Source organism: Allobaculum sp. JKK-2023 (assembly GCF_034745455.1).
Lineage (GTDB): Bacteria > Bacillota_I > Bacilli_A > Erysipelotrichales > Erysipelotrichaceae > Allobaculum.
Map to the genome: position 1 here is coordinate 2,340,510 of NZ_JAYERV010000003.1, position 22,843 is coordinate 2,363,352.

General features: G+C 45.5%; 19 protein-coding genes, 3 tRNA genes, 1 other RNA gene and 1 pseudogene. 12 read left to right on the top strand and 12 right to left on the bottom strand.

Annotated features, from left to right (window positions below; translation table 11 throughout):
* The first annotated feature begins 195 nt into the window (after positions 1-195).
* Positions 196-2,193, top strand: a complete 1,998-nt coding sequence (tkt, locus tag U4956_RS09435; RefSeq protein WP_323090391.1) for a transketolase — start codon at positions 196-198, stop codon at positions 2,191-2,193.
* A gap of 305 nt (positions 2,194-2,498) precedes the next feature.
* Entirely contained in the window at positions 2,499-3,017 is a 519-nt protein-coding gene (locus tag U4956_RS09440) for a flavin reductase family protein (RefSeq protein ID WP_323090392.1), read from the top strand.
* A gap of 242 nt (positions 3,018-3,259) precedes the next feature.
* Here the strand turns inward: U4956_RS09440 and U4956_RS09445 are convergent, their stop codons facing one another.
* The 10 genes and pseudogenes from U4956_RS09445 to U4956_RS09485 all read right to left on the bottom strand — a co-directional run bounded on the left by U4956_RS09445 (position 3,260) and on the right by U4956_RS09485 (position 9,700).
* Positions 3,260-4,429: an MGDG synthase family glycosyltransferase gene (locus tag U4956_RS09445; RefSeq protein WP_323090394.1), complete on the bottom strand. Its 1,170-nt coding sequence runs from the start codon at positions 4,427-4,429 to the stop codon at positions 3,260-3,262.
* Positions 4,417-5,040, bottom strand: a complete 624-nt coding sequence (locus tag U4956_RS09450; RefSeq protein ID WP_323090396.1) for a glycerol-3-phosphate acyltransferase — start codon at positions 5,038-5,040, stop codon at positions 4,417-4,419. Before U4956_RS09450 ends, U4956_RS09445 begins: the two co-directional genes overlap by 13 nt.
* A gap of 197 nt (positions 5,041-5,237) precedes the next feature.
* Positions 5,238-5,313 (bottom strand) — tRNA-Asn (locus U4956_RS09455).
* A gap of 31 nt (positions 5,314-5,344) precedes the next feature.
* A tRNA-Asn gene (locus U4956_RS09460) sits at positions 5,345-5,420 on the bottom strand.
* 463 nt (positions 5,421-5,883) lie between these two features.
* A tRNA-Asn gene (locus U4956_RS09465) sits at positions 5,884-5,959 on the bottom strand.
* A 169-nt stretch (positions 5,960-6,128) separates the two neighbouring features.
* Positions 6,129-6,332 (bottom strand): hypothetical protein, encoded by a 204-nt coding sequence (locus U4956_RS09470; RefSeq protein WP_323090398.1) that lies wholly within the window; start codon positions 6,330-6,332, stop codon positions 6,129-6,131.
* A gap of 18 nt (positions 6,333-6,350) precedes the next feature.
* Positions 6,351-6,827, bottom strand: coding sequence for a hypothetical protein (locus U4956_RS09475; protein ID WP_323090401.1), 477 nt, complete (start codon positions 6,825-6,827; stop codon positions 6,351-6,353).
* A 63-nt stretch (positions 6,828-6,890) separates the two neighbouring features.
* A pseudogene (locus U4956_RS14455) lies at positions 6,891-7,010 on the bottom strand (HNH endonuclease); the annotation flags it as partial.
* A 15-nt stretch (positions 7,011-7,025) separates the two neighbouring features.
* A complete protein-coding gene (iscB, locus tag U4956_RS09480; RefSeq protein ID WP_323090402.1) occupies positions 7,026-7,625 on the bottom strand; it encodes an RNA-guided endonuclease IscB in 600 nt (199 codons plus the stop codon).
* Positions 7,626-8,155: 530 nt separating this feature from the next.
* A complete protein-coding gene (locus U4956_RS09485; protein ID WP_323090404.1) occupies positions 8,156-9,700 on the bottom strand; it encodes a transposase in 1,545 nt (514 codons plus the stop codon).
* A 658-nt stretch (positions 9,701-10,358) separates the two neighbouring features.
* Between U4956_RS09485 and U4956_RS09490 the strand changes: the two genes are divergently transcribed.
* The 8 genes from U4956_RS09490 (at position 10,359) to U4956_RS09525 (ending at position 17,931) form a co-directional block, all read left to right on the top strand.
* Positions 10,359-11,027, top strand: a complete 669-nt coding sequence (locus U4956_RS09490; RefSeq protein WP_323090406.1) for a hypothetical protein — start codon at positions 10,359-10,361, stop codon at positions 11,025-11,027.
* A 69-nt stretch (positions 11,028-11,096) separates the two neighbouring features.
* Positions 11,097-11,987: a Cof-type HAD-IIB family hydrolase gene (locus U4956_RS09495; RefSeq protein WP_323090409.1), complete on the top strand. Its 891-nt coding sequence runs from the start codon at positions 11,097-11,099 to the stop codon at positions 11,985-11,987.
* 173 nt (positions 11,988-12,160) lie between these two features.
* Positions 12,161-12,748 (top strand): manganese efflux pump MntP family protein, encoded by a 588-nt coding sequence (locus U4956_RS09500; RefSeq protein WP_323090411.1) that lies wholly within the window; start codon positions 12,161-12,163, stop codon positions 12,746-12,748.
* Between the two features lie 166 nt (positions 12,749-12,914).
* Positions 12,915-13,835 carry a calcium/sodium antiporter gene (locus U4956_RS09505; protein WP_323090413.1) on the top strand — a complete coding sequence of 307 codons (921 nt, stop codon included), beginning with the start codon at positions 12,915-12,917 and terminating at the stop codon, positions 13,833-13,835.
* A 157-nt stretch (positions 13,836-13,992) separates the two neighbouring features.
* A complete protein-coding gene (locus tag U4956_RS09510) occupies positions 13,993-14,535 on the top strand; it encodes a nitroreductase family protein (protein WP_323090414.1) in 543 nt (180 codons plus the stop codon).
* Between the two features lie 163 nt (positions 14,536-14,698).
* Positions 14,699-15,232 carry an AAA family ATPase gene (locus U4956_RS09515; protein ID WP_323090415.1) on the top strand — a complete coding sequence of 178 codons (534 nt, stop codon included), beginning with the start codon at positions 14,699-14,701 and terminating at the stop codon, positions 15,230-15,232.
* 194 nt (positions 15,233-15,426) lie between these two features.
* Positions 15,427-16,083 (top strand): HAD family phosphatase, encoded by a 657-nt coding sequence (locus U4956_RS09520; protein WP_323090416.1) that lies wholly within the window; start codon positions 15,427-15,429, stop codon positions 16,081-16,083.
* Positions 16,084-16,305: 222 nt separating this feature from the next.
* Entirely contained in the window at positions 16,306-17,931 is a 1,626-nt protein-coding gene (locus U4956_RS09525) for a transposase (RefSeq protein WP_323088133.1), read from the top strand.
* 331 nt (positions 17,932-18,262) lie between these two features.
* Here the strand turns inward: U4956_RS09525 and U4956_RS09530 are convergent, their stop codons facing one another.
* Both U4956_RS09530 and U4956_RS09535 read right to left on the bottom strand, forming a co-directional pair.
* Positions 18,263-21,049, bottom strand: coding sequence for a transglycosylase domain-containing protein (locus U4956_RS09530; protein WP_323090418.1), 2,787 nt, complete (start codon positions 21,047-21,049; stop codon positions 18,263-18,265).
* The gene (locus tag U4956_RS09535) at positions 21,036-21,584 is read right to left on the bottom strand and encodes a Holliday junction resolvase RecU (RefSeq protein ID WP_416347423.1); all 549 of its coding nucleotides are present in this window, start codon (positions 21,582-21,584) and stop codon (positions 21,036-21,038) included. Before U4956_RS09535 ends, U4956_RS09530 begins: the two co-directional genes overlap by 14 nt.
* 385 nt (positions 21,585-21,969) lie before the next feature.
* Here U4956_RS09535 and U4956_RS09540 point away from each other — a divergent pair, with 385 nt between their 5' ends.
* Positions 21,970-22,419: a DivIVA domain-containing protein gene (locus U4956_RS09540; protein ID WP_323090421.1), complete on the top strand. Its 450-nt coding sequence runs from the start codon at positions 21,970-21,972 to the stop codon at positions 22,417-22,419.
* 20 nt (positions 22,420-22,439) lie between these two features.
* Positions 22,440-22,788, top strand: an RNA gene (gene rnpB / locus U4956_RS09545) — RNase P RNA component class B.
* Positions 22,789-22,843: the final 55 nt, after the last annotated feature.

The window sequence follows — 22,843 nt, forward strand, 5'->3', positions numbered from 1 at the left end:
GAAGAATGTTCAAAGGGATGAATCCAGAAAAGAAGCTGGGACTTGGGCTGTACACAATCCCTGGCAGACTGGCAGAATAGGAGCAATCCCTGTCGGGATTCCAGAATCGTTTCTTGTGAATATCTAGACTTTTTATACTTTTAAGGTATTCTATAAGCGGCCGTATAGGTAGGCCTGATGGTTAAGGACAACAACATGACAAAAATAGACGAATTATCCGTGAATGCAATCCGGACGCTTGCAGCTGACCAGATTCAGAAAGCAAACTCCGGCCACCCTGGAGCCCCTTTAGGAACGGCTCCAATGATGTATGAACTTTACGCGAATGCGATGAATCACAACCCAAAAAATCCGAAATGGGAAAATCGCGACCGTTTTATTTTATCCGGTGGACATGGCTCTGCTGGTCTCTATGCTTTGCTTCATCTGTTTGACTATGGAATCACTCTGGAAGATCTGAAAAACTTCCGGCAGCTGAATTCCCTGACCCCTGGACATCCTGAATATGGACACACCACTGCTGTTGAATGCTCCACTGGACCTCTTGGTTCCGGCCTTTGCGCAGCGGTTGGTATGGCCGCAGCTGAAGAATTTTTAGCTGATAAATTCAACCGCCCAAATTATCCGATCGTTGATCACTATACCTTTGTTGAAGTCGGGGATGGCGATCTGATGGAAGGAATTTCCCAGGAAGCTCTGTCTTTGGCAGGTACGCTGAAACTGGGCAAAATGATTATTCTTTACGATTCAAACAACATCACCATTGAAGGCGACACTGCACCAGTCTTTAGTGAAGATGTGAATAAACGCATGGAAGCTCTAGGGTATTCCACATGGATTATTGAAGATGGCAACGATCTCGAAGCCATTCATAAAGCCATTGAAGAAGCCAAAGCTGATACAGAGCATCCTTCTTTCATTACTGTAAAAACCAAAATTGGTTACGGTTCTCCAAAAGAAGGCAGTGCCTCCAGCCATGGTGAACCCCTTGGCGAAGACAATGTCAAAGCGCTCAAACGCAACCTTGGCTACCCGGAAGAGGAACACTTCTATGTTCCGGAAGAAGTGTATGCTCACTTCAAAGAACTCTCCAGACGGGGCGAAAAGGCTGAAGAAGAATGGCAGAAAATGTATGACACCTACAAGGCTGAATATCCAGAACTGGAAGCTGAATACCGCGCCATGTTTAACCAAATGCCAGATCAAAAAGCTCTGGAAGAGGCCAACCTGTTTGATGTAACGGACAAACCAGAAGCAACACGTGCTTCTTCTGGAAAAATCCTCAACAAACTCAAAGATGTAATGCCAAACCTTGTCGGCGGTTCTGCTGACTTAGGTCCATCCAATAAGACCATTATGGCAGGGGAAGGGGATTTCTCCCCTGAAAACCGCAGCGGCCGCAACTTCCACTTCGGTGTAAGAGAGCTTGCTATGGCTGGCATTGCCAATGGTCTGGCTTTAGCTGGCTTAAGACCGTATGCCGCAACTTTCTTTGTCTTCTCTGACTATGCAAAACCAATGGCAAGACTGGCTTGCTTAATGGATCTGCCAGTGACTTATGTCTACACGCATGACTCCATTGGTGTTGGTGAAGACGGCCCAACCCACCAGCCAATTGAACATCTGGCAAGCTATCGCTCTATTCCAAACATGGTTGTCTTCCGTCCTGCTGATGCAACAGAAACGGCTGCCGGCTGGACATTAGCTGCCACCCGTGTCGATGGCCCAACGGCCCTGATTCTGACTCGCCAGAATGTTGAACAGGTTCCAACGACATCCAAGGAAGCCTTAAAAGGCGCCTATGTGGTTAAAGAATCCAAAGGCGAAGTTCCAGAAGCGATCTTCATTGCTTCCGGTTCTGAAGTTGCACCAACAATCAAAGCAGCTGAACTTCTTGAAAAAGAAGGGGTAGACTGCCGCGTTGTTTCCATGCCGAGTATGGAACTCTTCGAAATGCAGCCTCGGGAATACCGCGAAAAGATTCTGCCCAGATCCGTCCGCAACCGTGTTTCTGTTGAAGCCTCTAAAGACTTCGGCTGGGGCAAGTACATCGGAATCGATGGCCAGATGGTTGGCATGAAGAACTTTGGTACTTCCGCACCGGGCAGCCTGCTGTTTGAATACTATGGCTTTACTCCTGAAAACATCGCCAAGACGATGCAGGATGTCATTGCGGAAAATAAAGAAGCATAAGCCTTCTTTTGATAGAAGTGAGACGGAAAACATTCTGAGTCTTTGCTTCGGTCTTCTTTGATTCAATTTCACTTGTGTTTTGCCCATCAGGCAGTCAGAGATAAAGAACTTCTGACTGCCTTTTTTTATGACTTCTTTTGGGTCGGGCCGGGTCGATAACAGTCCGAAAAAGATTGGAAGAAGGGATATTGTGCCAGAGAAAATCAAAAAGGGAAGGACCAAAATGCAAATTAAAATTGAAAACGATGGTTTTGTCATGAAAACGCTTGTTCGTGTTATTCTGAAAATAAGAAAGAGGTACTTACATGCGACGAATTCCAATCAATATTTATGAATATGCCGGACAGATTCTTGAACAGCTGCCAAAGGGGATCCTGTTATCTACTCGTGCCGATGACAAGATGGATACCATGGTCATCGGCTGGGGAACATTAGGAACAGATTGGGGATTGCCGGTCTTTACGGTATTTGTCCGCCAGAGCCGCTATACGAAAGTTCTTCTGGACAAAAATCCAGAGTTTACCATTAACGTTCCGCTCAAAGATGCGGATGTACGCCGGATTATTGGCTTTTGTGGAACAAAATCCGGCCGTGATTACGACAAGTTCAAGGAAATGGATCTGACGGTCGTCCCGGGTGAAAAAGTTTTGGCACCAGCTATTGCCCAGTTTCCAATCACGCTGGAATGCAAAGTGATTTACCAGCAGGACCAGGATGCAGCAGCCATTCCAGCCGACATCAAAAAGCGCTACTATCCAACCGGTGACTACCATACGGCTTATACCGGGCAGATCATTAACGCGTACCTGCTGGTTGGCGAATAGACAGATCCAGGCCTTTTGAGGCGAAAAACGACTTGTCTGGCGAAAACTTCAGCCAGAAGAGGCAATCTCCAAAGAAGAGCGCCAGAGCTGAAGCTGCCTGATTTCCAGTTTTTACCTTTTTTCAAATCTCTGTGCTTTCGGCAAAATAGCACCAGACAAAAAAGGTTCTTCTCATGCAAAGAAGAATCTTTTTGTCTGATGCTGTTTTGATTTGTAAACTTGAATGAAGACTGGAATCTGACTTAATCGTTTTTGAAAGAAGCAGCTGAACTCTGAGCAGGCGATGCCGGGATTTTTTCGTTGAGCATGACCGCGCATTCAACCCAGTCGGCCAGGCGTTTGGTATTGTCTGCAAACCAGGAGGGCTTTGAAGAGCCTTCCAGTGGTCTGGCCAGAAGCTTTTCTGTCATTGGACGAATATCAGCCGAGCTTCTGGCATACAGGGCCAGATTGTGGTGTTCGAAAAACTCGGCGTTGGCACTTTCGCAGCCCGGAATTGGATTGGCCAGCAATAAAGGGGTGCTGCAGGCACTGGCTTCGGTGATCGAAAGGCCGCCTGGCTTGGTGATGTAAACAGAACAAAGATGCAAATAGTCAACCATCTGATGAGTAAAACCCAGCGGATGGACATGAGGCTGCCTGGCACGGGTGATCTGTTCTTCCAGTCCCTGATTGCTTGCGCAAAGCACCAGTGCTTCCAGATCCTCCTGGCTTTCCAGCAAAGGAACCAGTTCTTTTAAAATGGAATAGATGCCATTGGTTCCCATACTGCCGCCGCCAATGAGAATATAGCGTTTTGAAGCATCCAGTCCCAGGTTTTGGGCAGCCTGCTGGCGCGAAAGCGGTCTGGAAAAAACTGGGTTGATGGGAATACCGGTTGGAATCAGCCACGAACAAGCGACTCCTTCGGCATGGAACTCATCTGCCAGGGCTGGATAAGGCAGGGTCATCCAGGTCGTGTTCACATCACACTCGAAAGGAATGCAGGTGTAGTCAGTTGGAACCATAATGGAAGGCGGCACAGGATAGCCATGCCTGGCCAGCCAGGTAAGCATGAGGCCGGGATAGGGCTGGGTACAGATGACAATGTCGACGGGATTGGCCTGCAGCCATGCATACAGGGCTTTTGCGGTGTGTGCCTGGACGGCTAAAACAGGATCAGGCAGACCAAAAGCTTTTTCTGCTTTCAGGTACAGTTCGCCAAGTTTATAGACATCGCCAAACAAAGCAGGGGAAAAGCGGACCAGGCTGACATAACTGTCCCCAACGCGATCCGCGGTTTTCTGGGAAAGCAGGGTATACGGATCAAAGAAGTGCGTTTTCCAGCCGCGCAGATTGAGTTCATCTGTAATCGCCTGGCCAGCCACATTATGACCGCCGCCGGTTGAACAGGAAAGAATCAGTGCTTCCATACAAGTTTTACCTCCAGTCTGTTTTTGATTTCTTTGGATAAAGCCATACGCACCAGAACCACGCCAGAAATGAGCAGCAGTCCATAGCGCACAAACAGGTTTACCGGTTCCAGAAAGCTGATGGCGGGACACAGCAAGTAAACAAGAATTGTCAGATAATAGTCTGGAGAAACCTGGATAATCCCTTTAAACAGAAGAAACAGAATCGCAAACGTGCCCAAAGGCCAGAATCCGAGACCGCCCGCCCATAAAGCAGCCAGAACGCCGAAAGTTGTCGTGATTCCCTTGCCGCCGCGAAAATGCGAAAAAATCGAGAAGTCATGGCCCAGAATCGGAGCGGCCATGACCAGACCGAGTCCATAGTTCAATGGATCTGGCGCCTGCAGCAGATAGATCCCGACTGGAAGAAAGCCCTTGGCCAGATCGCCGATCAATACAAAAAGGCCAGCTTGAAAACCTCCATAGCGAAAGGCGTCAAATACGCCGGGATTGTGGTCTGCAGCCTGGGCGGCCATATCACGATGGGCAAAAAACCGCCCATAAAGATGGAAAAACAGAATGCTTCCACAAAGATATCCCAAAAGAATATAGAAAATCAGGATTTTTATCATGCCTCAATTATATCGGCCGGTAGATTGGGCCTATGGCTCGAGGCACAAAAAGATGAAGCGGGAGAATTGAAGCAGGGATGAATGAAGCAGGAGTGAATGAGGCAGAAATGAAAAAACGTGTTGAGGGGCAAACAGAAAGCGTGGGATCAGAAAATAAAAAAATCGCCGATCCAATGGATCGACGATGAATTTTCAAGTGGCGCCTGAAACAAGACTCGAACTTGTGACCTGCCGGTTAACAGCCGGATGCTCTACCGACTGAGCTATTCAGGCAACTTAAAAATAGAAATATAAACAAACAAAATGGCGCCTGAAACAAGACTCGAACTTGTGACCTGCCGGTTAACAGCCGGATGCTCTACCGACTGAGCTATTCAGGCGTCTCTTGATTGCTTGATAAGGATATCATTTTTATCTGGGTATAGTCAACAAAAAAGTTTCGGTTTTTTGGAGAGTTCTATATAGATTGATTTATATATTGATTATAGTTATACTTGCCGCCTGTTTATCCAGCCTACTGTCAGATTTATCTAGAATTTCAAAGAATCTGACGGATTTGCTGATCTATCCGATAAATCTTCAAGGATCAGGCTTACCCAGGGCACAACAATCGGATGGTTGTCGCAAAGACTGCTCTCCGTGAGAAAAAATCGCAGACAATAAGCGACAGAATAAAGGCAGGCCAGTCTTCTTGAGGGACGAAAAAGCGTATTGGAAAAATCTTATGGGACTCTAGGACGGCTTCATTTTATCCGTATAGCAGGATTAGCGAAAAATGGGCTGCGGTGGATAGACAGCAGAAACAAAAAAAACATCCACTTTCGTGGATGGGTCGATTTCAAATGGCGCCTGAAACAAGACTCGAACTTGTGACCTGCCGGTTAACAGCCGGATGCTCTACCGACTGAGCTATTCAGGCGTCTGCTGACTGCTCAATTACAATAGCACAGGGACGGTATCGAATGCAACCGGGAAGTTGAAAAGTATTGTTTTCTGGCTGATAACAGCTCACAAAGTCTGGTTGTCTGTGTTCTTTGTCCGAACGCATCAGATCACTGGTTTTTAGAGTCCTTTATGGGCGCCAAAATCTAGTTTTTCTGGTCTTTGGCTTGTTGCTCAAGCTGCTCTTTGTAAGCTTCTTCGAGAATTTTACGGCCTTCTGGATCTTTTTTAAAATATGTAGCTCTTTCGCGCAAGACAGGATTCTTGATCTCATCCGGATTTGTGCAGGGCAGGTTATCTAATGCGGCAAGGAAACCCCATAGCTTGCTGTGGGGAGGAATTGCCGCCAAGCATCTGCTGTTCGATATTTACAATGCAGCTTTTTGCTTATCAATAAGCCATCCATTTGATGACTCAAGTCTTTTTAATTTCTTCCAGGGAACAGAAGCAGATACCTTGGTTCCATCAAGCATCCTGATATCGAATCTGCCTGATGTTCGTTTTCCAAAGATAAAACACTCTGTTTTCTGGTATCTGATCTTATCGAACAGCTGAAAGCCCATAATGACCTTTGCGGACTGATTCAGTTTTCTGATGCCGCCTTTAGAAGGATTGAATTTATGAATCTGTCGGTTATGACATCGCACTTTCCTGCTAAAAAAGACGGTTTGAGCAGGTCTTGCTTCTGGATGGCCTGCAATGCATCTGGCATCAACGTAGTGCTCTTTGGGAAGACCATGCCCAAGACGTTCTGCTTTGGTCAGATATCCGAATGTTTCTTCTACAGGAATGGGACTGAATTCTGTCTGGGCTCTTTCCAGCAGCGTCTTTCGCATGACCCCCATAAAAGCCGCATCTGCAAATGAAGCCGGCTTAAGAATCTTATCTGGAAGTTTGATATTTCCTTTATGGTATTCCTGATGGCAGTGTTTGCAGAGCGTAACCAGATTTTCCGGACGGTTGCTGCCGCCATCTTTTCTTTGGTGAATATGATGGACCTGCAGTTCCTTATCTTTGGATTCTCCTTTGCAGCACTGGCAAGTTTATCGATCCCGGTACAGTACATAGTCTTTGACGTTGAGCCAGTCTTTCATTTCACCATTCTGGTAATCTTTGCCTTCAGGAAGTTTTTGCCCTGCAAGCTGTGCTTTCAGTTTCTGTGTATCAAAAGAGGCTGCCTCTATCACGATCTTTGAAACAGGTAGGATCTTTGTCACTTTCCGGATGACATTTAAATGGCATGTAATCTTTTGTTCCACAGAAGGCGCCAGCCATCCTTTGTGTTTTGAATGCACCCGGTGGTTAAACCTTGGCTTTCGATATCTTGTTTTGCGGTTTCTTCTTGTTCTTCTCGCCTCTCTTCTTGCGGTCAGTTTTTTAGACACATCGGTTCTCAACTTTGCATCTTCTGCATAGAGTTCTTTTGCGTCTGTACATGGGGACAATCCAATATGTTTAGATCCTGCGTCGACGCCTAATGTGATCTGCTGAACCACATGAGTATCAGGTTCATATAAAAGCTGAATGGTAAAAGGAGTTCTCTTTACGACTTTAGCTTTCTTTGCTTTTAAGAGTCTGCAAACCTTTTTGCATCGTTTGGTCGGCATCAATGGATTGCCATCAATGTCCAGAACATAGATCAAAGCTTCCGTTCCCTGTTTCTTTTCTTTCTGAATCCCACTTTGCTCATCCCATCAATCATTGGATCTGACTTTGATCCTTCTCCTCTGTTTTGAGAAATGGCTGAATTTCATACAAATCAAAATTTTTCGAAAAAAGTTTTCTCCTGCAAAAACAGAACAGTATCTTTCGCGTATATGGAGTCAGAAAGGGTGTCCAAAGCCATGTGAAATCAATTTTGACTGTAAAGAACAAAGACCAAAGCAAAACCTCCTCGCAAAGCATAAAATTCATCAAGCCATAAATTCGATCAGGACTTGAAAAGAACGTTTTTGCGACAGCGTTTTGATGATAAGAATCTGAATATTCGGAGCACTCTCATAAATTCTAGGAGAAATCTGAATAAATTATTAACTAATTATTAATAAAATATTAGCTAAGCGGCTTTTATTAGTTTTGCCTTTCTCAAAGAAAGTTTTGAGAAGCCAGTTTCAGTCGATCTGAAAAAAAGGCCGCACTAAAAAAAGTAGGAATACTAGTTTGTTTTTTTACACTAATTATTAGCTGCCTTTTCCTCTTTTAACCAGGCATCTGTATGAATGTTTACACATACAAGAAAGGTTACAAATGATATCCGGCGCTGAGTACGTGTTTTCGTTTTATGGAGACCGTAATCATTCAGACAACGATTGTTGACTCGCTCACAGCTTGTCCGATTGTTATAAACTGTCTTCCACTCTTTGGTTCCATGCTTCTGCATAGCCCTTTCTCTGGCACTGTTACACTTCAGGTAGACGGAGAGGCCATAGGTACCTTTTGAACATTCGTCACGATGGGAGCACTCCGGAATTCGCTTCATAACATACGGACAGCGATATTTATAGGCATTATGTGTTTTGTCAAAACCAGTACAGTACATCTCTTCGCCTGATTTGCATATTGGCTTGCCGGTAGAGGAAATGGTTACGCTGCCTTTTTCGGTTCCTTTTCCTCTTCTTTTATTGAGGTCGATAACGGGATTGATAGACCAGTTTTCGCACAGCTGAAAAGTCGCTTCATTATCACTGGCGCTGTCCAGACAGAGATGAGTAATGTTTATGTTCGGATATAAGTGCCTGACCTGGTTTATTGCTTTAATCGAAATGGTTGAATCGTGTTCTCTGGCAGATTCGATCATAAAGTGGATTGGCAGATCAATATTTTTATCGGAGTTATGAACAACGTTAAAATAGCCTGTAAAGCCAAAATAGTAATCTCCCTTATCACTGTCAAAACCAATACTGGCATCAGGATCAGAATAACGACGAAGGGTATCAAATTTTTCGGTTCCAGTGTATTCTAATAGATGATGACCTCTGTTGTTTGCGTGAACATAGACAGCGGTTCCATCACCCGAAAGAATGAGATTACCCGGATCGATCAGGCCCATTGCGATAGATGGTTCCACCGCAATTTCTTTAAATAGAGCTTGAAGAATCCTGATAGACCTTTCTGGGTCAATCTCACCCATTTGAGCCTGAATCGCCAGGGAGGTTGTCGCCCCGGGAGGATTCAGGTTCATTTTTTCTCCCTTTCTGGTTGGATTTGGTGTCCCGGACTGATCAATATCAGAATCTGGAGGACTGACAGAGTTTTTTGGCTTTCGTCCCGGCCTGCCTTTTGGCTTTTTAGCTTTCTTAGGCTTATTATTCTTTCCTGCGGGAAGGATGTTCACAGAAATATCCCACAGATAAAGTCGATCCATTAAGGAATAATAGGTCCCGACTGCTGGGTTGCGTCCACTGATGCCGCAAAGTACCCGGAGTAAAAAGTCGTACTCAAGGCGGTCATGCCATAACTGAATACTGGTTTCCTGGAAGTGATACATAAGAACCAGAGAACGAATAAGCATCCGTGGATCGGCAGCAGGTCGCCCTCTGGAGGAATACAGGTGAGAAATCACATCTATAACTGGATCCAGATTAAGCAGAGCGACCTTACCTAAAGCCATGGCGTATGACAGATCGTTAAGCCTGTCAATTTGCGAAGAGTGCATGATGGCTATCCGGCCATTCAGATCCTGTAAAAAATCCTGGTGAGTACTAGAAACGGTTAACATCTCGACTGCTCCTTTCTAAAAGTCATTTTTCTGATCGGCATGAGGCCGCAGAAAGGTGTTAAGTTTTCAACGCTCAATCCAATGCTTAATAAAAAGTTAATATTTATTCAAATAAAAAATACCATTTTTCGCTTCTGAATGTAGGAAAAACGAAAAATGGTGAATATAAAATCCATGACACCTAAAGGTGTTTCGAATTTATGAGAGTCGTCATTCGTTCAAAAAGAAAAACTCACTGACCCCATGGCAAGCCATGGGGGTTGAAATACACCCCTGTTGTTTGACAGGACAGCTTCGGCTGTTGTCTGTGAGTAGCCTTGGTGAATATTGTCTTCGGACGATACGAACTCCGTTGTTTATGTCATCACACCTTTAAGATATCGTTCTAGTCTTAAGCTCTGTGGCTCTGCTTTAAAAGTCTGTTCGGGGTAACAGGCGGTGAGTTTGAGCGTAAAAAGCATTTACAACATTGGCGAAGGACACCTTACAGCCTTCGGGCTGGTTTATTTACCGAAAGGAGGCATCTGTAATGCCGGGAGAACGTGAGGTCAGAAGAAGAGGATAACCAGAATCTATATTTGGATGCGGATCCAGACAGAATGGGAAAGAGACCAGTTTCATCTGGTTCAATTGCGCTTACAATCTTACCTTGCAAAGAATGCAAAGAGAAACGGAAAATGGCGGATTGGGAAAGCTGGTTGAAACTCATGCGAAATCCTGTGCGTATCGTTATACTGACCCCGAAAGGGGTGACGGGCTCTGTAAACACTGCCATCAGGAATACCATAAAGGGAATATCAAACTTCCAGATAAGATTCTTAAGCCGGCTTCACTTGCAGATGCGGCTTTTATGGGGGCCATGCGAAAGACTCTGCTGGAAAGAGCGCAGACAGAATTTGCTCCCATTCCTGTAGAAGAAACATTCGGATATCTGACCCAAGCAGAACGTCTTGGGCATGGTCTTCCCAAAGAACACTACGTTGATGCAAGATGCATCGCAGGCCATCCAGATGCAAGACCCGCTCAAACCGTCTTTTTTAGCAGGAAAGTGCGATGTCATAACCGACAGATTCATAAATTCAATCCTTCTAAAGGCGGCGTCAGAAAACTGAATCAGTCAGCGAAGGTCATTATGGGATTTCAGCTTTTCGATAAGATCGGATACCAGAACACAGAGTGTTTTATCTTTGCAAAAAGAACATCAGGAAGATTCGATATCAGGATACTTGATGGAACTACGGTATCTGCATCTGTTTCATGGAAGAAATTAAAAAGACTTGAGTCATCGAATGGATGGCTTGTGGATAAACAAAAGGCAACAGTATAAATATCGAACAGGAGGTGAGGGCGGCAATTCCTCCCCACAGCAAGCTATGGGGTTTCTCTGCCGCATTAGATGACAACTTTATCGAAGCCGGTTAAGGCAATTGTGATGGACATGGATGGAACCCTGTTAAATGAACGGGACAAGATTTCCCCGGTAACCAGGGACTATCTGATTGGACTGGAAAAACAAGGTGTCCGGCTGGTTCTGGCCAGCGGACGCAGCTATACAAGACTTTTGGGATATGCAGGGCAGCTGGAGATGGAAAAGTACGGCGGCTACCTGCTCGAAATTGATGGCGTGGCTCTGTATGATTTGGCAAACCAGCAGCGGACAAAATTCAAAACCATGAGTCCTGAAGAGATCCACGGTATTTTCTCGTATCTGACGACGCAGAATGCGGAAAGCCAGGCCATGTTTGATGACGGTCTGTTTGACTTCTTTACGCCGGAAATCTATGAAAAGAAAAAGCAGATCCGCCAAGAGCAGAATCTGCCGGATGATTTCCCCTGGACGGCAGGGCCATGGAACTGGCTGACAGACTTCCGGGATGGCTATGGCAATCTGCACTACCTTCAGAGTGCAGATGAAATCAGCTGTCCGATCAATAAATTACAGATCATGCAGGAAGAAAAGCCGTTGGCTGAACTGTTTGAAAGACTTCAGGACAAATTCTCGGATTCATTTGCGATTTATCGTACAACCCCAAGACAGCTTGAGGTTTTGCCTTTTGGCTATTCCAAAGGGATGGGAATTCGTAAGCTGATGGAAAAAGAAGGCTGGGGCAAAGAGGAAGTCCTGGTGTTCGGGGATGGGGAAAATGATGTCTCCATGTTTGGTGAAGTTACGCATTCTTTTGCGATGGGCAATGCCAAACCTTTTGTGCAAAAACGGGCTCGTTATGTCACAGGGACCAACCGCGAAGATGGAATCGTTCAGGCGCTTAAAAAGCTGGGAATTTAACGGAAAATTTACATGGAAACCTGCCAGGAGCGGTAGAATAATAGCCATATGTCTGTCTGTATTCAAAAAAATTGAAGAAGCAAACCGCTGGAATGAGCAGAGAACACTGACTTCTGGCCGGGATTCTTTAGTGATTTGTCGAAGACAGGGATTTGAATTTTGGGAGGGATTGAATGTCTTTTTGGACCATTTTAGTTCTGGGTGCCAGCCTGTCGATGGACGCATTTGCGGTGTCGATCTGTAAAGGTCTGGCCTTGCATCGCGTAAACTGGAAAAATATGCTTTGCGCGGGATTGTGGTTTGGTATTTTTCAGGGGATGATGCCGGCGATCGGTTATATTCTTGGAAATCTGGTTGCGGGAAGTGTTGAAGGCTTTTCAAGCTGGATCGCCTTTGCACTGTTAGCTTTTATTGGCGGCAATATGATTCGTGAATCCTTCAAACCGGAAGAAAAAGCCAATGATTCCATGAAAGCCGGGGAAATGTTTATGCTTGCCATTGCTACTTCGATTGATGCGCTGGCGGTGGGTGTAACCTTCTCGGTTGTACCGGTAGCCATGTTCAGTGGTCTTTCTACCTTTGCCAATACGATGCTTGCCTGTCTGATCATCTGCATCGAAACCGGTCTTTTTTCTGCGTTTGGTGTCAAGCTTGGATCCATTGCGGGTGCGAAATATGAAAACAAAGCCAAACTGGCCGGTGGTGTCGTACTGGTTCTGATTGGTCTGCGAATCGTATTGTCCCACTACCATATTCTTTAATTTCAGAATTCTTGAATTTCAGAAAGTTTGGAACTTCAAAGTTTCTGGTTTGGACACCTGCTGGAATCGTATTGGTTCAAGCAGGTATATTTTTGAAATTCTGCCTTTTCTTTTTGGTGAAAAGCGGGCAGAATTTCGTTTTCAGAAAGGATTAATTTAATATTTTATGGCTTATATCTGGTTGCTTGCCGGCTTTGTTTTGCTGGTCAAAGGCGCTGATTTCTTCGTGGATGGCGCTGCCGGCATCGCCCGGCGGTTTCATGTACCGTCTGTCATTATCGGATTGACGATCGTTGCTTTAGGAACTTCTCTGCCTGAAGCGGCGGTTTCCATTACGGCTTCCGTTACAGGAAGCAATGCCCTTGCCATTTCCAATGTCATTGGCTCAAACATTTTCAATACCTTAGTGGTTGTTGGCGCTTCGGCTTTGATTACACCGTTTTTGATCCAGCGTTCTGTTATCAAACGCGATCTGACGTTCAATATTTTCTGTACGGTCCTGCTTTTTTGCTGCATCATGACTGGTGAAATCAACCGCTGGATGGGGATCGGTTTTCTGGTTTTGCTGATGGCTTACTTATACGTTCTGATTCAGGATGCGATGAAAAATCCGGCTGAAAAAGAAGAGGAAGAGGACCAGAAAGAGCCATGGAAGCTGGCTGCTTTTCTGATTCTGGGCGGAGCGGCCATTATGATTGGCGGCGATGTAACGGTGGACAGTGCCAAAACGATTGCCGCTCAGCTTGGGATGAGCGAAAACCTCATTGGTCTGACGGTCGTATCGATTGGAACTTCACTGCCAGAGCTTGTTACTTCCATTACGGCAGCACGCAAAGGCGAAAGCGGCCTTTCGATTGGAAATGCGATTGGATCCAATATTCTGAACATTCTGTTCATTCTTGGTCTTTCCTCCGCCATCAGCCCGCTGACAGCCAATTTCTTCAACCTGATTGATACGGGGATCCTGATTGCGGTTGCCATACTGATGTTTGTGCTGGCCTGGAGTTCTCCAAAGATGACGCGTTCAAAAGGTGTATTCATGATCGCTTTGTACGCCTGCTTCATGGTTTATACGATCCTTCGATAAGCCAATTGTTCAAAGTCATGGAATAATAGGGAAAACTGACCAGAATCTGATCATCCAGATCCAGGCGGAACGCTTTTGATTCTGGCTGATTTGAAGAAGTGAAGCAGCTGAACAGAATGCAGCATCATTTCGCAAGGTCAGGGAAAGTGAGTAAGATATGAAATTTGAGAAAGTTCTGGAAGGACGGCGCAGCATCCGCAAATACAAAGAAACGCCGGTTGATCATGAAGTTCTCAAACGATTGATCAAGGCAGCTTCCTATGCCCCAAGCTGGAAAAACTCTCAGTGTCCGCGCTGGTATGTCGTGACCCAGGATCACATCCTGGCGGAACTCAAACAGAATGCGCTGCCGCCAGTGAATCAGGCAAAAGTCGAAAAGGCGCCCTGTCTGATTGTGGCCGCTTTTGAAGAAAAACTTTCAGGCATCGGAACCGAACCAGGCGTCTATGCCAATGAAGTCGGGGAAGGGTGGTCCTACTTTGATCTGGGACTTGCGGTTGAAAACCTCTGCCTGGAAGCTTACCGGCAGAATCTTGGAACTCTGATCATAGGCATTCGCAATGAAGAAGTCATTCGTTCTATTTTGAAAGTACCCGCCAGTCAACAGATTGTTGCAGTCATTGCGGTTGGCGTTCCAGACATTGAACCCAAAATGCCAGCCCGGCATAAAATTAAAGAGACGACAGTCTTTGTTGAGTAAGAGGTGCGCTGAAAGAAAGACTTTCGTTTCAATCGGATTTCAAGCAGGAAGTCATTGTGGTTTCCTGCTTTTTCTTTATTGTTGTTGAGTCCCGGGCGCTATCTGGATCTCGGATTCTATCAGGCGCAAATAGACAAGAAATGGTTTAGAACGGAGGAAAAAGATGATTCTTTTAATCACAGGGGCATCCCATACCGGCAAGACAGTTCTTGCCCAGAAACTGCTGGAAAAGTATAAATATCCGTATTTATCGATCGACCATCTGAAAATGGGGCTGATTCGCAGCAAACAGACCACTCTGACTTTGGAAGAGGATGACAAACTGACTGAGTATCTGTGGCCGATTGTCCGGGAGATGGTAAAAACGGCCATTGAAAATAAGCAGAATCTGATTGTGGAAGGTTGTTACATCCCCTTTGACTGGGCGGATGATTTTGAACAGAAATATCTCGACCAGATCCGATATCTCTGTCTGATCATGAGCGAAAAGTATATTCATACTCATTTCAGTGACATCAAGAAGTATGCCTGCGCCATTGAAAATCGTCTGGATGATGAAGGTTGTACGATGGAAAGTGTTCTGGAAGATAACGTCCGCTATCTGGAACAGGCCAGGAAGCATCAGGTAAATTATGCGCTTATCGATGGAAAATATAAGATTGACATTGAGAACAAACTCAAAACATACAGAATCTGACCAATCTTGATCAGTCTGAGCAATGTCATGAAACGGGCGGAAAATTGAGCAGAAAAAAGCAGCGCCTGCAGAAAATAAGGAATTTTGAAGAAATGGTATAAAGAAATGGTACATCAAGAACGTAACGGCAAAAATATGGATTTCTGGCTCTTTCGCTTCTTCGTATAATGAAGAAAAGAGGAGAGAAAACAAAGATGAAACGTGCTGTGATATTTGATATGGATGGCCTGATGATCGACTCCGAACGAGTAACGTTTGAAGGCTATCAGGAGCTTTGTGCCAAAGAGGGAAAAATCCTCGACGAGCCAACCTACCTGCTCTGCCTGGGTAAGCCAGTCCCGGGGATCCACCAGGTTTTCTATGACGCCTTTGGCGATGATTTTCCAATTCCCCGCATTATGAAGGAAAACCATCTTCGAATGGCCCGCGTCTTTGCGAGTGAAGGCGTACCGGTCAAAGAAGGGCTGATCGAACTGCTCCACTATCTTAAGGACAATGGCTATCGGACCATTGTAGCAACCAGTTCGGAACGAAATCGTGTGGATACGATTTTTGAAGAAGCAGGCATTACGGATCTGATTGATGATTCCGTCTGCGGCAGTGAAGTCGAACGCGGCAAGCCCAATCCGGACATCTTCTTAAAGGCGCTGAACAAAGCTGGTGTACGTAAAGAAGAAGCAGTCATCCTGGAAGACAGCGAAAGCGGCATTGAAGCGGGTAGCCGGGCTGGAATTGATGTCATCTGCATTCCGGATATGAAGCAGCCAGAAGAACAATATGCAATCAAGTGCCGATCTCTGGAAAAAAGCCTGCTTTCCGTTTTGCATCAGCTGGAAAACGGTGAACTCTAAGCTGACGACAAACATGAATAGTCAACAAGGCTGCACTTTGTAAGTGCATGACCAATTGCTTTGCAATTTTGATGATTCATCCTTAGATAATCAGGAAAGTAGAAGCACACTGTCTATTTTTCCAACAAACCCTTTAAGCATCAATTAAATTTCATATCTTCCTCGGTAGAACTATACTAAATGTGCTTCTACTTTGAAGCATAGAGGAGTGTGCTTCTACTTATGGCTTATATCAAGGTTCAGAAAATCGTTCGTGATGCTGAAAATAACATAGTCTCTGGGTCCGCGGCCATTGTTAAGTCTATTTATGCGCCAGAGAGGAAAAACCATTCTGCTCAACAGGTTTTAGAACGTCTTGGCAAGGTGATTTCACTTGCTGAGGATAAGAAATCCGGGGTTTTTCTTTCTCCAACACGTGGTTTAGTTCACTATAACGTGACTACGGATACTTTTTCTCCTGTTTCAGAAGAAGAAAAAGAGAACCAATGTAAGCTGGTTTTCCCAGAGCCGCAAATTCATACGGTTTTTGGTGACTCATATCTACTTCTACAATTTTTAGAAAAACGTGGCCTGCTGGAGGTTTTCAAAACGGTTTTTCCAAAAAAAGAAGAACTGGAAAGGGTTCTTGCTCATATTCTTCATGGAGTTCTCAGAGATGGATCAAAAATTGGCTGTGATGATTTTCTTGAAAAATCTTATGCATCTTATTTATTTGAAGACTTGCCAATTCAATCCCTACACTCCGATACAGCTTTTTTCTCTTTGCTGGGAAGCGATAAAACCCGGGTGGCATTCTTCAAAGAGTTTATAAAGCTGATGAAGAAACAAAATCCAAAATTTGGCCAGGGATGCTACGTAGACTCTACTCCTCTTCCAAACCAGATTACCAACAACCCTTTTAATGCACTATGCTGCCATGGACTTTCGTCATCTGAAATTCAAATCCGCCTGGTCTTGGTTTTAGACGATGCGACTGGCCTGCCAGTTTGGTATGACATCATTCCTGGCAATGTGCTGGATTTAAGCACGGTGATGAACATTGTCAATGATGTCGCTTCGACTTTGGATATTGAAATTGAATCGCTGGTTCTTGATGCTGGCTATGTATGTGAGCCGCTGATAGCCGCTTTCCATATTGGAAGTTCAAAATCCGTCATCAGCCGGATGCCAGCCAGACGGGGGTACCCGTTCAAAGAACTCTACTGGCAGTTCAAAGACCAGATAAATAAAGGGAAATACCAGTTTGTTCGTAAGGATCACACCTATTTCGGAAGAAAGAAGAAAATCAAACTATACGGAAAATATGACGAATACGCCTACGTTTATGTAGATCAGAACAATGCGCTTTACCACTTTATTGATTATCTTGAAGACCACAAAGATGAGTTTCAAAAGATGAAGGATAAAGACAAGGACTGGATGACTGTCAAATTCGGATATTTTGTTCTTCTATCCAACATCGATACTTCTCCTGAAGATTTGCTTTATCGGTATTTCTGCCGCACTGAGATAGAGACAGTTTTCAAAACCAGTAAAGAATATTTGGAACTGCTTCCTCTTTCAAAATGGAGCGATACAACAGTCAGAGGGAAAATCCTGCACGATATTATCGATACAATCATTCTGTTGCTCGTTCGAAAACAAATGGAAAATACCGGCGTATCTACATCACGATTATTTGGGAAAACCCAATCGTTGATGTGCTGCCTAGGACCTAATAAAAAAGTTGTGATCGAAGTTCCTAACAAGCACGTAAAACAATTTTATAAAATTTTAGATATAGAAATTCCAACTCATCTAAACCTTGATAAGGAACGAAGTAGAATGCGCGGCTATACTCATCTGTAACAGTCATTGATGTGTATAGCTAAACTAGTTTAAAATCCAAAGTTGTGCTTCTACTTTTTCGATTATCTAAGGTTCATTCTTTCTCATTGACTCAATATCATTTTATGTGTCTGTATCGTCTATTCGGTGCAGACTTTTTTTCTCAAATTCCAGCGAAAGACCAGATTGAAAATTGTCAGACTGAAAGAAGCCGGAGAAAAGAAATCATGCAAAAAACTGATCAAAGCGGCTTTCTGAAGAAGTACGCAAAAAGAAAAAGGATGATCCGCGAAAATCGCTAAGATCATCCTTTGACTGGTTTTTATCCATTGAGCTTGAAAATCCTTCAGGATCAGGCTGTAAAGGCCTGATTCTGATAGAAAGCACGCCGTCTTTGTTCGGCAGGTGAGCTGGCTGGATAGAAGCTGACACTCACATTCGAACGAGTGTGGAAGATGGAGTTCTGGGAGTAGGAAGTAAGGGATCTGGCTGTTGCCACGATCGCATTTTCAATCCCAGAGCTTTCCTCGGCACTTTCTGCAGCATCTTCACCTTCAACAGGAACATCAGGCAGCGCTGGTTCATTCACATCCCCGCCCTGGCCTGGGTTGTTGATGATTGGCTGGTCTGGCTCTTCAGCTGGTGGATTTACCTCACCGCCTGGCTGATTCACATCCCCGCCTGGCTGTTCTGGATCAGGCAAGACTGGTTGCTGGTTGTTATTACCATTGCCATTACCATTACCATTACCATTGCCATTGCCATTGCCGTTGTTATTTCCTGGCTGACTCGGCTGTTCACTTTCTGATGGTTTTTCAGAAGGTTTTTCGGAAGAGTCAACGGCTGGCAGACAGGCTGAACCATTCAGCTCATAGCCATCCGGGCAATGGCAGGCTCCGTTGTCAAAGCTTCCGCCAGAGCCTTCGCAGGCACTTCGCTCGGCATCTTTTTCTTCGGAGTCTGTGTAGTCCTGGTTCACAACAGGTGTACTGTTGGTATCCCCGCGGGAAGCAAATTCACTCTTAATCAGACCGCCATTATAATCGCTGATTCCATCTGGACGTTCGATGGGGTGGTAGTCACCGCCAGTTGCCAGGTAGTCCAGCATGTAGCGGTTAATATGGAAGGCCGTTGCGGCTTCAAGTTCGGTCCAGGTCATGTAGTAACCTTGCATAAAGTAGACTGGCAGGTACCCGGACCATGTTGCAATCGAATAGGTACTGGTGTATCCAAGCGACCATTCGTCTTTCATAACGCCGGATGGAATTCCATATTGGGCGCCTTCGCTGCCCCAGTCAGATGTACCGGATTTACCATAAGCGGTATAGTTCGGGCTGGCGAGAACTTCGTTGTAGTTCTGGTAGCCGCCATAGACAACATCCTTGAGCAGGGTAGACATCATATAGGCTGCCTGCGTTGAAATCAGTTCGTATGTTGTAGAGTTGCCGTTGATTTCCGCATTGTCTGAACGACGGATAATGCGGCGGATGCGGTGGGCATTGACGCGGGTTCCCTGATTGGCAAACATCGAGTAGGCGCTGGCCATCTGAACCGGCGAAGCGTACATGTCGGCACCACCAATGGCGTACTGAGGCGCAAAGCGTTCTGCAACTTCGTCATCAAAGCCAAGATCTTTACAGAACTGGATCCAGTAGGCGGTTCCAGTTGTGTCTACCAGGTCGATCATCGCCTGGGCAGCCGGGGTGTTTTTGGAAACACCAAGGGCTTTGGCCAGAGACATCGGACCATCATATTTACCATCCGCATTTCGCAGGTTGCTTCCGGCATGCCAGTAGTCTTTTGGCTGGTCGACAACGGTGTGCGTGGTAGCCCAGCCAAGAATATCAAAGGTAGAGCAATAGGCGAGCAGCGGTTTCATGGAAGAACCAGGCTGCTTGGTATTGATCGAGTTGTCCTGTTTGACGGAAGAGTCAGAATGGTAATGACGGCCAGGGCCAACCGCAATGATTTCACCGGTGGCGTTATCCACAATTGCGGTTCCGACGTCCATCATTTCATTCGGGAATGGAATGATTTCGCCATTCATGATTTTATCGAGCTCAGCCTGAGCACCGGTGTTGAGGGCTGTGTAAATATCCATCGGGATAATAGCAGGGTCCTGACCGGACAACTGCTGGGCTTCGACAATAACCTGGTCAATGTAGGCCTGGTTTGGATCGATGGTGATTGTTTCTTTCCAGTCGAGCGCAAAGGCTAAGTCAGCATTGCGTTCCAGGTCATATTCTTCCTGCGTAATGTAGCCATGTTTGAGCATCAGCTCAAGGGTCGCGTTGCGGCGTTCCTGGCCCGCGGCAAGGTGGTCAATCTGGCCAGCCGATTCATCGGTGCTGGCGTGAATGTTGTTGAGCGGGTTGTTGGTGTAGGGAGCGTTGATGGAACCTGCCAGGAAGGCAGCTTCTCCAAGGTTCAGCTGAGAAACGTCTTTGTCGAAGTAGTACTTGGCAGCTTTCTGCACCCCGCGGGTATTTCCGCCGGATCCAAACCAGATCCGGTTGAGGTAATATTCAATAATGTCCTCTTTATCGATGGTCTGCTCAGCAATCAAAGACAGGTAAATTTCCTGGATCTTGAGTTTGACCTGCTCCAGTTTGGAGATGGAGCCTTTTTCCGCCAGCATCTTGCTTTCCTGGTTTTTGGTGAAGGCGTTATCGATCATCTGCATGGTCAGTGTCGAACCACCCTGGGAAAAGTTGCCGGATCTCAGGTTGGCAAGACCAGCTGCCATGAATCGGGGCAGGTCGAACCCGTTATGGGTAAAGTAACGGGAGTCTTCGACAGCCAGGAAGGCATCAATGAGGTTTTGCGGAACCTGTTCATAAGTAATATCGTCACGGATTTCGGCACCAAACTCATAGATCATGTTGCCCTGGTTGTCGAAAATCCGGGAGTTGGACATCGTAGACAATCCGTCTTTGGAAAAGCGCATTCCATCCGGATCGTTGATGATATTGACCAGTACAAAGAAGACAGAAACACATCCGACTAAAAACAGAGTCAGAACGGCAACCGCCATCTTGTTCCAGATATCGAGTTTCCGTCTTGGCTTTCGGCCTGAACCGCGGTTTTGGCCAGACGGATTGGAAGCAGACTTGTCGTCTGCGTTTTTATTCGTTTTCATGAACATCTCCTTTCAGATATCGTCTGTCGACTGCTTTAAGGTAGTGGATTCGAGGATACAGCCCCACCTCCAGTAAATCCCCATGTTCTTCAAACCATTCATAGGGGATGGATTGCCGCAAAGAATCGTTGTGGGCTTCGATCATTTCCATGGCGTCCACCAGAAATGTCTTGCGCAGTTTTGTGAACCGTACAATAAAAAAACCAATTCCTCCCTGCTCATGAACCATCTGCAGATGTTCGATCTGGTGGGGCTGGATCAGGTACTTTGGGAAACTGGTCCGGTTCTGGGTCTGTTTGGCTTCGAAGTCAATATATTTTCCCCTGTACAGACCATTATAGTCTGTTGTGGAGGGGGTGCGATAATAGGCTTCGGTGATTTTGGCCCGTCCACGTCTTGGATAATCTACGCTGACAACCTGAATGGGGGTCGGCTTTTTGTAGATCAGGGCAGTCTTTTTTTCTTTGTAATACAAGTTGGAAGCGTTGAGATCGTCTTCCAGGCTCGAACCGCGGTCGGCGTGGTTATCCGACATCCGGGTGACAACCCGTGGGCGGTTGAGCTTGTTCGGGTATTGAACATTGTTAGTCACAGGCAGATTATATAGAAAATAATGAGCTCTTTCAATGAAAGCAGTGTGTGGCAATGGCTTTCAATCGTGGGAAATTGTCGTGAATTAGACTTTATCTAAAGTGATTTTAATCCAGATGCTCAGAGAGTCTTTAAATTGGTGAAGATTATTGTAAGATATCTGCCAGAAACGATCGGGCCAGCCTTAAAATGCCCGAGATGCGCAAGCGGATACATTTTCTTGGACTGAATACAATTGTGATAAAATGTAAAATTATCACAAAAACAGTCGTCCGGGACTTGTCTTGCTTATGCAAAATGCTATAATCATCAAGCATGGAGGAAATTTTATGCCAGTAATTTTGTCAGCACAGGACATTTATGATAAAGAGTTTTCGGTTGATTCGCGCGGTTATTCTGCCGGTGAAGTAGATGCCTACCTGGATCAGATTATTGAAGATTACCAGGAATACGAAGAACAGACCCAGAAACTTTCCAGTGCCCTGGTCAGCTGTGATCAGAAGATCAAGGAACTCAGTGAAGAAAACGCTGGGCTCAAAGCCAGCCAGAAACAGCTGCAAGAACAGCTGGAGTCGGCTCAAAAGCAGCTTGAAGAAGCCAAGGCACAGGCCGCACTGGCAAAAACGAGCCTCGATGATACTTCGGCACCACAGGAAATAATCGATGCTGAGGTCGTTGAACGTTCAACGGCAGTGACTCCACAGTTCAAAGCAGAAAGCAAAGAACCAACGCTGGAAGAAAGAGTCGCTAAACTTGAAAAAGCAGTATTTGGCCGCTAAAATTTTGTTTCAACCTATACAGATGGATGCAGCTGCTGGCGTTACCAGACGTTAGAGGAAAGTCCATGCTCGCACAGTCTGCGATGACTGTAGTGTTTGTGCCAGTCCAATCAATAAGGCTGGGATGCCCGCAAGGGTAGACGGCTGAGTCGAAGCCTAAAGGATTTATCCCATGGCCAAGACCTTTAAAAGTGCCACAGAGACGAAGCTTTTCTGGAAACGGAAAAGGTGGAACGGGTAAACCCCGCAAGCGAGAAACCCAAATTTGGTAGGGGAACCGTCGGATGCGAACTGAAGCGGAAGATGGATGCGAAAGCATAGATAAATTGCTGCACTTACGCAAGTAAGAACAGAACATGGCTTATGAAATCTGTATAGTCCAGCCACTCGAAAGGGTGGCTGTTTTTTCTTTTTTTTGCTTTCT